The 9,859-nt window shown below is 65.8% G+C and carries 16 protein-coding genes; 1 reads left to right on the top strand and 15 read right to left on the bottom strand.

The features are described 5' to 3' along the window. Positions 1-9 precede the first annotated feature (9 nt). The 6 genes from IFT54_RS04425 to IFT54_RS04400 all read right to left on the bottom strand — a co-directional run bounded on the left by IFT54_RS04425 (position 10) and on the right by IFT54_RS04400 (position 2,116). Positions 10-288 (bottom strand): hypothetical protein, encoded by a 279-nt coding sequence (locus tag IFT54_RS04425; RefSeq protein WP_192069760.1) that lies wholly within the window; start codon positions 286-288, stop codon positions 10-12. Then, positions 285-443 carry a hypothetical protein gene (locus IFT54_RS04420; protein WP_192069759.1) on the bottom strand — a complete coding sequence of 53 codons (159 nt, stop codon included), beginning with the start codon at positions 441-443 and terminating at the stop codon, positions 285-287. Before IFT54_RS04420 ends, IFT54_RS04425 begins: the two co-directional genes overlap by 4 nt. Next, complete coding sequence (locus tag IFT54_RS04415) at positions 440-877, bottom strand: hypothetical protein (RefSeq protein WP_192069758.1); 438 nt, start codon at positions 875-877, stop codon at positions 440-442. The genes IFT54_RS04420 and IFT54_RS04415 overlap by 4 nt, the downstream gene beginning before the upstream one ends. 113 nt (positions 878-990) lie before the next feature. Then, entirely contained in the window at positions 991-1,329 is a 339-nt protein-coding gene (locus IFT54_RS04410; RefSeq protein ID WP_192069757.1) for an ogr/Delta-like zinc finger family protein, read from the bottom strand. Continuing rightward, the gene (locus IFT54_RS04405; RefSeq protein ID WP_192069756.1) at positions 1,326-1,820 is read right to left on the bottom strand and encodes a hypothetical protein; all 495 of its coding nucleotides are present in this window, start codon (positions 1,818-1,820) and stop codon (positions 1,326-1,328) included. Before IFT54_RS04405 ends, IFT54_RS04410 begins: the two co-directional genes overlap by 4 nt. After that, the gene (locus tag IFT54_RS04400; protein WP_192069755.1) at positions 1,817-2,116 is read right to left on the bottom strand and encodes a transcriptional regulator; all 300 of its coding nucleotides are present in this window, start codon (positions 2,114-2,116) and stop codon (positions 1,817-1,819) included. Before IFT54_RS04400 ends, IFT54_RS04405 begins: the two co-directional genes overlap by 4 nt. An 83-nt stretch (positions 2,117-2,199) precedes the next feature. On the opposite strand from IFT54_RS04400, the gene IFT54_RS04395 reads away from it, so the two are divergent. After that, entirely contained in the window at positions 2,200-2,862 is a 663-nt protein-coding gene (locus tag IFT54_RS04395; RefSeq protein WP_192069754.1) for a S24 family peptidase, read from the top strand. 2 nt (positions 2,863-2,864) lie between these two features. On the opposite strand, the gene IFT54_RS04390 is transcribed toward IFT54_RS04395, so the two are convergent. The 9 genes from IFT54_RS04390 to IFT54_RS04350 are packed head-to-tail and all read right to left on the bottom strand — an operon-like array spanning position 2,865 to position 9,840. Further along, entirely contained in the window at positions 2,865-3,875 is a 1,011-nt protein-coding gene (locus IFT54_RS04390) for a contractile injection system protein, VgrG/Pvc8 family (RefSeq protein WP_192069753.1), read from the bottom strand. Further along, complete coding sequence (locus tag IFT54_RS04385) at positions 3,872-4,264, bottom strand: phage tail protein (RefSeq protein WP_342354760.1); 393 nt, start codon at positions 4,262-4,264, stop codon at positions 3,872-3,874. The genes IFT54_RS04390 and IFT54_RS04385 overlap by 4 nt, the downstream gene beginning before the upstream one ends. Before the next feature lie 2 nt (positions 4,265-4,266). Next, positions 4,267-6,705 carry a phage tail tape measure protein gene (locus tag IFT54_RS04380; protein WP_192069752.1) on the bottom strand — a complete coding sequence of 813 codons (2,439 nt, stop codon included), beginning with the start codon at positions 6,703-6,705 and terminating at the stop codon, positions 4,267-4,269. Positions 6,706-6,709: 4 nt separating this feature from the next. Beyond that, on the bottom strand, positions 6,710-6,826 hold the full coding sequence (locus tag IFT54_RS04375; protein ID WP_192069751.1) for a GpE family phage tail protein: 117 nt from the start codon (positions 6,824-6,826) through the stop codon (positions 6,710-6,712). Positions 6,827-6,837: 11 nt separating this feature from the next. After that, entirely contained in the window at positions 6,838-7,143 is a 306-nt protein-coding gene (locus IFT54_RS04370) for a phage tail assembly protein (protein ID WP_192069750.1), read from the bottom strand. Positions 7,144-7,178: 35 nt separating this feature from the next. Then, positions 7,179-7,685 (bottom strand): phage major tail tube protein, encoded by a 507-nt coding sequence (locus IFT54_RS04365; RefSeq protein ID WP_192069749.1) that lies wholly within the window; start codon positions 7,683-7,685, stop codon positions 7,179-7,181. A 40-nt stretch (positions 7,686-7,725) separates the two neighbouring features. Then, on the bottom strand, positions 7,726-8,895 hold the full coding sequence (locus IFT54_RS04360) for a phage tail sheath subtilisin-like domain-containing protein (RefSeq protein ID WP_192069748.1): 1,170 nt from the start codon (positions 8,893-8,895) through the stop codon (positions 7,726-7,728). Positions 8,896-8,905: 10 nt separating this feature from the next. Continuing rightward, a complete protein-coding gene (locus IFT54_RS04355; RefSeq protein WP_192069747.1) occupies positions 8,906-9,274 on the bottom strand; it encodes a GPW/gp25 family protein in 369 nt (122 codons plus the stop codon). Next, complete coding sequence (locus IFT54_RS04350) at positions 9,271-9,840, bottom strand: phage baseplate assembly protein V (protein ID WP_192069746.1); 570 nt, start codon at positions 9,838-9,840, stop codon at positions 9,271-9,273. The genes IFT54_RS04355 and IFT54_RS04350 overlap by 4 nt, the downstream gene beginning before the upstream one ends. Between the last annotated feature and the right edge of the window lie 19 nt (positions 9,841-9,859).

Below are 9,859 nucleotides of genomic sequence, written 5' to 3'. Positions count from 1 at the left end.
TGGTCTGGGTCATGCGATCGAACCTTTTTGTGAGGTGTGGAGGGAGCAAAGGGAGCGCGGAGACATTGGCGGATGCCCTGTCTGGCTTGGCTGACGGGGGCCGCCATCAGTCGCGAGGTGTGGAATGGCGTCCGACACCCGCTGCATGGGTTCGACATTGCCGAGCGCGAGCCGGACGATGCGGGGCCATTGCGGGACCAGGCTGGCGGTGATGACGCCGAGCGCCGTCGCGCCGCCACCGACAAGCAAACCGATGCCGGCGCCGTAAATGAGGTGCGGCACGATCATGCGCGGCGATCCGGCATGCCCGCGATGACCATGACGATCGCGACGGGAATCCAGACGAAGGCGAACGCGATCAACAGCGTGAGTTTGGCAGCACGGCGACGACGCATGCGACGCTCGACCTGGCGCGTACCCGACGCGATGGCGACGACGCTCACTGGTACACCGTGATCGGAAAGGCCTCGCCGCTGCAGCGTGTGCAGGTCGTTTCGTTCGTCCAGGCACAGCTGCCGGCATCGTCAGGCAAGCCGCACGGATCCCAGTGGCTGCAACCGCAACCGACACAGATCCGCGGACGCGCATCGGCAGGCGCATCGCGCAGCTGCAGGTACACGTCGACGTCGAGCGGGTAGGCGTCGCGCAGACCGTGGATCGTCTCGACATAGCGAGCCGCAGTGCCGTCGGTTTCCAGCTGCCGGATCAGCCTGGCGGCGTCAGCCTGGTTGTTCGGTGCGATCCGCCTAGCGGCGTCCGAAACCGATACGCCCGCCGCGGCCCGGCGGAGGCGGAGATATGCGGCGGGCGTGAGTGGGGCGACCTGCGCGGCGGCAAGCGGCACGCAGCTATGGGTCGACGAATTGACGTGAAACATGGCTCGATCCTTTCAGGCAAGGCTTTGGCGTCACCGGAAGCGCAGGCTTCCGGCGGGGCGGTCGGTCGGTGGGAGACGGTGTGGGAGGTGGCGTGCGGCGCTGCCGCGCGCGATCAGCCGGGGGCTGGCGTAATCGCGGCGGGCGACGTCACAATGTCGTCGTTGGCCGGGGTGCGGTTGTCGTCATTCGCCGGCGTCGGTCGGCTCCCGCAAATGTTCGGGTTGGAAAAAGGGAGGCGGATGTCCGGGTTCGGGCAGGCGCTCGGCACGATCGTGCGGATGACCTGCAGCTCGGCAACGAACACGTGCCCGCAGGTGTCGTTCTCGCAGCGATAGCGGATATGCCGCACCATCGTGGTCAACGCCGCGCTGTTGCGGATCCCCGCCGGCCCGCTGCAATGCGGGCAGGCAATGCCGGGGATCCGGTGCTTGGTAGGTTTCAAGATCGTCATTGTGTTCCCCGGACTGGCGCTGTGTTCGATCCCGCGACGAGCCTTGCAATGCTGGCGAGCCGACGGCGGATCGCGGCCAGCGCGCTCTCGGCCTCCTCGACCTCGACGACGGCACGGATGATGTCGCGCTCGGAGGCGTTCGAAAGCGTTACGGCAAACCCGGCGGCGATGGCTTCGCCGGACTCACGCGCGAAGGTCGCGAAGTCCCCGGCAAGCGCATCGCGGCAGGCGATCGCAGCCTCCACGGCAACGTCGAGCTTGTGCATGTAGGTGTCCAGAAACGGGGCACCCTCGCCACCGGACAGCCGGTAGGCGATGTCGAACTGCAACGCCTGCTCGATCGTAGGTCGCTTTTTTGAGCGTTCTTCCGACCAGTAGCGCACCGTCCGGTTGGACCGGTGGACGATCTTCCGGCACGTCTCAAAAGAGAGCGAAGCCGCGACGCGTGTCATGGCGTTCGCGAAAGTGCGGGGCGAGCGAACGGTGGTCATGCTTGAGCAATCCGGTGCGAAATGCCGGTGCGATCGCACGCGATATTGCGTGTAGGATCCGGTACGACATTGGGCGTAGGTTTCAGCGGATAGATATCAGGACGGAGCGAATGTTTTGAAACGCCGGTTTCCCGCTCGACCACGAGGCACAACTCTGCGGGAAGCCGTTTGCTGCGCTGAATCCATTTCCAAACAGCGGTTTGCGAAACACCGCAGACGCGGGCCAATGCTGACTGCGAGCCTGCCCGAGCAACCGCCGCTTGTAGCGCTTCAAAGGGTGTCGCTTTCGTGTGCATACACCCTCCTACAACCTCCGTTGTAAGATAGTCAACGCTAAATAGTACGTATGCTGTTACATCTTAGGTTGTAGGAATGGCCCGTGATAAAAATCGAACGCCTAGCCTTCCTGATGCGTCAACACGGTGTTTCGCAGTCTGAGCTCGCACGACGAGTTGGCGTGTCCCAGCAATCGATCGGCAAGCTCGTATCGGGGGTGTCGTCAGGTTCGCGACACATCGGGCGCATTGCACAGGAACTGCAAACGACGCCGGCCTATCTTGCCGGGCAGGTAGACGATCCGAATGAGGGAGCCATGTTGCTCCCTACCGAGGATGTGATCGCTGACATGCTGGATCTCGTCACAATCGACGAGATCGATTTGGCTTTCGGTTTGGGCGAAACCTACACCGACCATCTATCGGTAGAGACCACTCGTCGAAGGTTTCCTCGCGCCTGGCTGTCGGCTCTCACGGACGCACCGCCTGAGCACCTCGTCTTCGCACGCGGTCGAGGTGACTCGATGATGCCGACGATGCTTGATGGCGACATCGTCCTCATCGATAAAACGCAGAACAGCTTTCGTGAGCAGGATGTGCTGTGGGCTCTGCTTATGGGCGATGCCGCGATGATTAAAAGGCTTCGCATGAGACCGTCAGGGCGCATTGCGCTTCTATCCGATAATCCCACGATCCCGCCTGATGAAGTTGCGTCAGACGAGATCAGGATAGTCGGGCGGGTCGTCTTCATCGGCCGTCGAATGTAATCTTAAACGACGCTTTCCAATGTCAGTGCCGTGGTAAATCCCCGGTCGGGAAGCAGCTCGTGCGTCACATCCGCGACGAGCCATTTCACGGCACCAATCTCCCCTTTGAACCCCGTCACCGTCACCGATCGGTCAGGGTAAATCTCCAGCCGCCCGAGCGCGAGACCAAGATCCAGTGAGCGCGGCTCGCGTGCGGCGCGGCCTTGTTCGGCGATCGCCGCTCGGCGGGCAGCGTCTTCGCTGGAATAGGTCCGCGCCAAGCGCTTAGTCTCGCCGTCACCGCTACCGACCGTCACCGTCTTCTTTTTCGCGCCCTTGCGATCATGCCAGTCGGCAGAAACGCCGCCTGCCTCTTCACGCTTGCGGATGCGGAAGCTATGACGATCGCCGTCGCCGCGGCGGATCGTAATCGCCGGGATCGCCGCGCCGGTTGCCGTTGTCGCGGCACCGGTAGGCGAAAGGATCAATGCGCCGCCCTTCACCGTTGCCACCGCGTCATGCTCGCGCCCGAGCCGGCGCAGCAGCGCAATATCGCTCTCGCGGGTCTGTGCCATCGCCTTGATGGCGATCGGCGCCAGAGCAGCCGCGCAGCGCGGCGTCAGGCGGTTGCGATCGGCGATCTCCCTTACGATTGCGCCGAGGGTCGTGTCATGCCAACTCTTCTCCCGGCGGGTGGCAATCGCACTGGTAAAGTCCGCGGCGTGCGCGCGGATCGTGATCTGGTCGGGCGGGCCGCTATGCTCGACCTCGTCGACGGTGAACTGGCCCTTGTCGACCAGGCCGACTGTCACGCCCGATCCGGCCGACCAGCCGAGCTGGACGCTCAGCGTGGCGCCCTCGCGCGGCATCGCCAGCCTGCCGTCTGAATCGTCGAGCGTGATCTCGAGCTGGTCTGCGTCACCGCCGCGGCGTTCGCTCAACCGCAGCGTGATGAGGCGCGGCCGGATACGATCGGTAAGATCGGTGCCGTCGAGCGTGACCCTGAAATCGGGGACGTTGTTGACCGCGGTCATGCGGTGACGCCCGCATCCTGCGCGACCTCGAGAAGCTCGATCGAGAAGTCGATCTTGCGCGGGGTGCCATCGGGGAAGAACTCCTTCAGCCCTTCGTCGATGTCGGTGATGACGAAGGCGCCGTGGACGCGGCCGGTACCGTCGACCAGCGGCCAGGCCTTTCCTTCCGCCGCCATGTCACGCAGCTGGTCGAGCGACGCGCGGCCGGCCATCAGCTCGGCATAGGCCGCACCCGACAGGCTGATCCTGTCGTTTTCGCGGCCAAGGAACTGCGTGGCATCGATAGCGCCGACCCGGCCGCTGCGCGCATGCCGCCAGCCGCTTTTGCGCTGCTGCTCCTGATAGGCGAGCGTCGGCAGCGAGAAGACGAACATCCCTAGCGCCATCATATTCACAGGTCGGCTCCATCGGGACGGTCGGCAAATGACGATTGCGACATGGCGCGCTGGCGCCCCTGCGCGCGCGCAAGGGCACGCTCCACCGCCGCGGCGAGCGCCTGCTCGCTTTGGCCTGGCGCGCCATAGACGTTGATCGTGATCGGCGCCGCAGCGAACGCCGCGCTGCCAGATCCGACATTCGATCCGGGAGGCGACGTTGCCCCGGCAGGCGTCAACGCCGGCAACGCGGTGCCGACCGCCAGTGCCGCAGTGAGATCGCGCGACAGGCTGCCGATCCGGCGCACGGGCTCGCCAGCGCCGCGCGCGATACCGTTGCTCAGGCCCTGCATCATGTAGCCGCCAAAGCCGGCGAAGACCCGCGACGGCGAACGGATGCCAAGCTTCTGCTTGAACCAGGTCGCGGCCGACGACGCCGCACCGACGATCGTCGCCTTCAGCGCGCCGAGCATGCCGGTAATGCCGTTGATCATGCCGGCGATCATGTTGCGCCCGAACTCGCCAAAGCGCGTGGGCAGGCCGGCGAACCAGCCAAGCGCGCTGGTGACGACGCCGACGATACCGTGCCAGAGCGCGCCGAACCACGCGGTGATCGGTCCCCAATTGGCGTAGATCAGATAGACCGCTGCAGCGAGCAGCGCGATCACGGCGATGATCGCCAGGACGGTGCCGAGGATCGGTAGCAGCCCGATCGACGCTGTACCGCCGGCGATGCCCATCGCGATCAGGCCGGCATTCAGGATAGCGATCGGTCCCATGATCGCGGCGATGACGATCGCGAAACCGCCCAGCACGATGAACATGATCGCGAGCGCCGCGGCGGTCACGGCGATAGCCTTGGCGAGCACGGGATGGCGTTCAGTCCATGCCGCAATCACGCTGGCGTAGCGCGATGCGCGCTCGGTGATGGCATTGACGGCCGGGATCAACATGCTGCCAAGCGACACCGCCAGCACCTTAGCATTGATGCGCAGCTGCCTGGTCTGTTCGGCCGAGTCCTTCATGCGCCCGGCGAAGTCGGTGTCGGTCGTGCCCGAGGCGCCGGCCGCCGTCGCACGGATCCGGCGATATTCCTCGAGGTTCTGGATCAGCGGCCGCAAGCCTTGCTGGACCTGGGCGTCCTCGAAGAGGAAGCCGATCTTGCCGAGGTCGCCGCCCGTCGCCTTCTTCGTCAGTTCGGCGATCGCCTCGAGCGGCGTCTTGCCGTCGGCATAGGCTTTCTTCAGCGCGTTCGGCAGGTCGATGCCGAACTTCGAAAACGCCTTGATCGTCGCGGGCGACGCAATCTTCTGAATGATGTTGGCGACGTTGCCGGCCGCGGTCGCCGAATCACCGGCGCCCTTGCGGGCGATCTGCAGCGCAGCCGCCAGATCCGCGACCGCGCCCGTGCCGGTTTGGCCGAGCGCCTGATAGCCGGCGGTCAGCGCGGGGAACGCGCCTGCCATGTCCTTGATCTCGAAGGCGCCGCTTTTGCCCGCCTGCGCCATGATGTCGATGACGCGCGCGGTCTGCTCGACCGGCACCTTGAGATTGTCGTTGGCAGCGAACGCAGCGGCGGACAGGTCGGCAATCTCCGCCTTGTACGCGGTCGCGGCACGGCCGATAGGGCGCATCATAGCGACCGCCTTTTCGGGACTGAGGCCAAAGCCGGCGAGCGTATCCACGCCCTTCTGCAGCTCGTCAGGCATCTGGTTGGCAGCGCGCGCCGCAGCGAGCAGGTTGCGGCCCATTTTCTCGGATCGGTCGCGCCCCAGATCCGCCTTCTGGGCGATGTCGGTCATCACCGACTGATATTCCTGCGCGTCACCGATCGCGCCGAGGATCGGCCGGCCGAGCGCCATGCCGGTGGCGATACCGGCCGCGCCGCCCGCGGCAATGCCGGTCGCCATGTTCTGGGTGCGGGCAAACCCCTCGCGCGCGCGGCCGAAACGTTTCTGCCGCTCGTCGAGGCGGTCGAACTCGGCGCGCTGCTGACCCATCGTCGCAGTCGTCGCTGCGATATTGTCCCGCAGGCGGGCTTCATGCGCGCCCAGATTGCGGACGTCGATGCCAGCCGAGGTCAGCCCCGAGCGCATGCGCGTCAGCACGTTGCTGTGGTCCTCGCTAGTCCGCACCAGCTTGCGCTCCGCCGCCTCGGCCGCGGCGAGCGCGTTGGTCATCCGCTTGGTAGGCGTGTCGGTGCGGGCGATGTCCTCGCGCAGCGCACGGATCCGGCGCCGGGCGTTGTCGACCTGCCCGAAGATCTCCGCACCCTTGGCCTGGCCGATCCGGAATTCGCCGATCGCGCGCGCCTGGGCGCTCAGATCCTTCAGGCTGTTTCGTGTGACCTTCAGCGCTGCCGCTGCCTTGGCCGAACCCCCGATGATATCGCGCAGCGGCCTGGTGACCTTGTCGCTGGCCTCGAGCAGCATGCGGATGCGGAGGTTGCGGTCCATGGCGTCAGCTTTCCGGGTTGTGGCGCTCGGCCGCGCGCGTGCGCCAGCGCATCAGCTCGGCAATCGTCATCTCGTCCATGGCGGCGGGAGGCCAGTGGAAGACGATCGCCAGATCCGCCATCGCGTCGTCGATCAGCTCCGGGAGTCCTGCTCCTTCGCCGCCCTCGGCAGCAAAAAATCCTGCACTTCCATGCCGAATTGCGTCAGGTCGGCGGGATCGAGATTGTTGACCTCGGCATCGGTCAGGGGCGGCATGGTGATGCGCGGCAGCAGCTTGGCGGTCGCCGCGACATTCATCTGCACCAGGTCGGCGATATTGAGCCCGCGCAGCTCGCCCGAGCGCGGCCGGCGCACCTTGACGCTGTCGATGGTCTGGTCGCCTCGCGCGAACGGGAAGTCGAGCTTGACGGTCGTGTGTTCGGGGTTGGTGTCGCTCATGCGGAATTCCTTGGGGAGATTGGTAGCGGGTTGGATCAGAGGATGATGGCGCGCATGTCGGCGAGGCGATCGATGCCACCGACGATGTGGACCATGTTGAGGACGTCGATCTCGATTAGCACCTCGCCGTTCCACTCGAGGCGGTAATAGACGAGCGCCATCTTGACCTTGAAGTCGCCGCCTTCGCCGACCTTCTGCTCGCCCATGTCGATCTCTTCGTGGCGCCCGCGCACGGTGACCTCGACCGCGTCGGACGTACCGGACGCGTCGTTCTGATACTGGCCGGCAAAGCGCAGGAAGAGGCCGCCGATGGTGGGCGCCGCGCTCTGCAGCAGGACGTCACGCAACGGACCGCCGGCGCTGAATTCCAGCTCCATGGCCTCGGCGCCCATGTCGAGCTTCACGGTGCCGTCCATGCCTCCGCCCCGATATTCTTCGAGCTTGCGGGTCAGCTTGGGGAGCGTGACCGAGGGCACCTCGCCGATATAGCTGCGGCCTTGATTGAACAGGTTCATGTTCTTCAGTTTGCGGGGCAGTGCCATGATCGGCTCCTAGCTTTCAGGTCGGGAAGGTTGGTGGCGATCAGGCGACGGAGAAGTCGGCGAGATAGCTGTCGGTGATGCGCTGGGTGAGCAGCAGGTTCTCGAGCGGCGGGACCGGCGTGAATTCATAGTCGATCGACAGCTTGCCCTGCGCGAGGCTCGAGGCAGGGTTCTTGTCGGCGACGAACCATGCCTTGCCGCCGATCAGCTGCCCGGCGGTCACCAGGCTGGCGATCGACAGGTTAATCGTCTCGACGATGTCTTTCGCAAGGCTCGGCCGCAGCGGCTTGTCGATCGCCCACATCATGCCGGCGCCGATCGTGTCGAGCAGCACCTGCGCGGTGCGCGTTGCGGTCTCGAAGGTGAAGGGCGACGTCGCATCGATGCAGGTCCGGTTGCCCCAGAAGCGGAAGCCCCCGCCCGCCCGAATGAGGGCGGTGACCTGCTTGTCGTTAAGGCGCGCGGCATCGCTGCCCTCGTCCTGGACATCGAACTGGATATCCTTGGTGAGGCCGACGACGCCTTCCACCGTGACGTTGGACAGCGACTTGTGGAAGCCCTCCTCCTGGTCGATGCGGGCGCGCAGGCCGAGGGCGCGCGCGACCGCATAGCTGGTCGCGTTCGCTGCGACCTTCGTGTCGAAGGCGATGAAATCCGGATGGATCAGCATCAGCTCGCGCGCAGCGAAATTGGCCCGGTAGGTAATTGCTGCGGTGATGTCGGCGCCGATCGCCGCGGCATAGGCGAACCCGCGCAACTTCTGCGCGATGATGACCAGCGCGGTCGTGACCGCCTGCGTATCGAGGCCCGGCGCGCCGAGAATCCGCGGCTTGACGCCGAGCTGCGATTCCGCGGCGAGCAGCGCCTGCATGCCCGTCTTCAGACCGTTTGCCGTAGCGCCGATGACGTTCGCACTGGTCGCCGCGGCATCCGCGCCAGCCGCAACGCGCACGACGACGACGGGGGCTTTCGCCTGATCGGCGATAGCGCGGAGCGCCGATGCCAGCGTGCCCGTGGTGCCGGCCACGCCGATCGCCGCCTCGAGGTCGACGACCAGGACGGGGCGATTGAGCGGAAAGGCCGCGTCGAGCGCCTCGGTTGCGGCGCCCGCCGGCGCCGTGGCGGTCGCGACCAGACCGATGACTGCGGTCGCAGCAAGGACGAGCGAACGTGCGCCCTCGGTCACTTCTTTAATGGTGATGCCGTGCATGGTGGCTCCTTCAGGCGTAAACGGTGGGGCTGCTGCGCGGCAGCGGGACGGTGAGGCGTGTGCTGGCGCTCGGGCCGGTCACGTCGGTGCGCCGGCCAGCGAGCTGGGCAGAAAAGACGCCGGGGCCGGTTTGCTCGATGACGACGGCCGACAGCGTGACCCGCGGTTCCCAGCGCTGGATGGCGAGAGCCGTTGCGGCCATCAGGCGCATGCGGCCGACCGCATTCATGGGCTGGTCGACCAGCTCGGCGAGCAGCGAGCCGTATTCGCGCTGGCCGACGCGCGTACCGATCGGCGTCGACAGAATATCCGCGATCGACTGACGCAGATGGTCGAGCCCTTCGAGCGGCTTGCCGGTGACGGCGCTCATGCCGATCATCGTGGCGGTCCCGAGACGGCGCCGCCCGCGGTGATGCCGCTATGCACATGCGACTTGAGGCTCTTGCCCCCGCCGATCACGTCGTCGCTGGCGGTTGCCTTGCCGGTGATGCCGACGTCGCCCGTGATCGTGACCGCGCCGGTGATCGACACGGGACCGGTGATGGTCACGCCGCCCGGCGCGTCGATGCGGACCTTGCCGCCCTCAGGGAGCTGCGCGACGAGCAGATGCGCGTGCGCGTCGTAGGATATGATGGCACCGTCACCGAACTGGATCAGATCCAGATCCTCGGTCGAGGGTGCGGGCATAGCATCGGAGAACAGGCCGAGGACGGCGACACCGCCATCGGTATCCCCTTCGGGGCAGAGCAGCAGGCACTGCTCGCCAATCGTCGGCGGTGACCAGGTGCGGGTGTTGCCGGCACGCTGCACGATCCAGCAGATGTCGCCGGTGACGATCTCGCCGATCCGCACGCGGCAGGTCGCATCGGCACGATCAACGCTGTCGATGGTGCCGAGACGGATGATGTTGCCGATAATCCGGCGGGGATCGGGAAGCGCGTTCATGACGCGCGACATTGGCGCC

The organism is Sphingomonas sp. CFBP 13714 (genome assembly GCF_014842205.1).
GTDB lineage: Bacteria > Pseudomonadota > Alphaproteobacteria > Sphingomonadales > Sphingomonadaceae > Sphingomonas > Sphingomonas aerolata.
The sequence above is the reverse complement of the archived record's forward strand: the minus strand, read 5'-3'. Positions and strand labels throughout refer to the sequence as shown.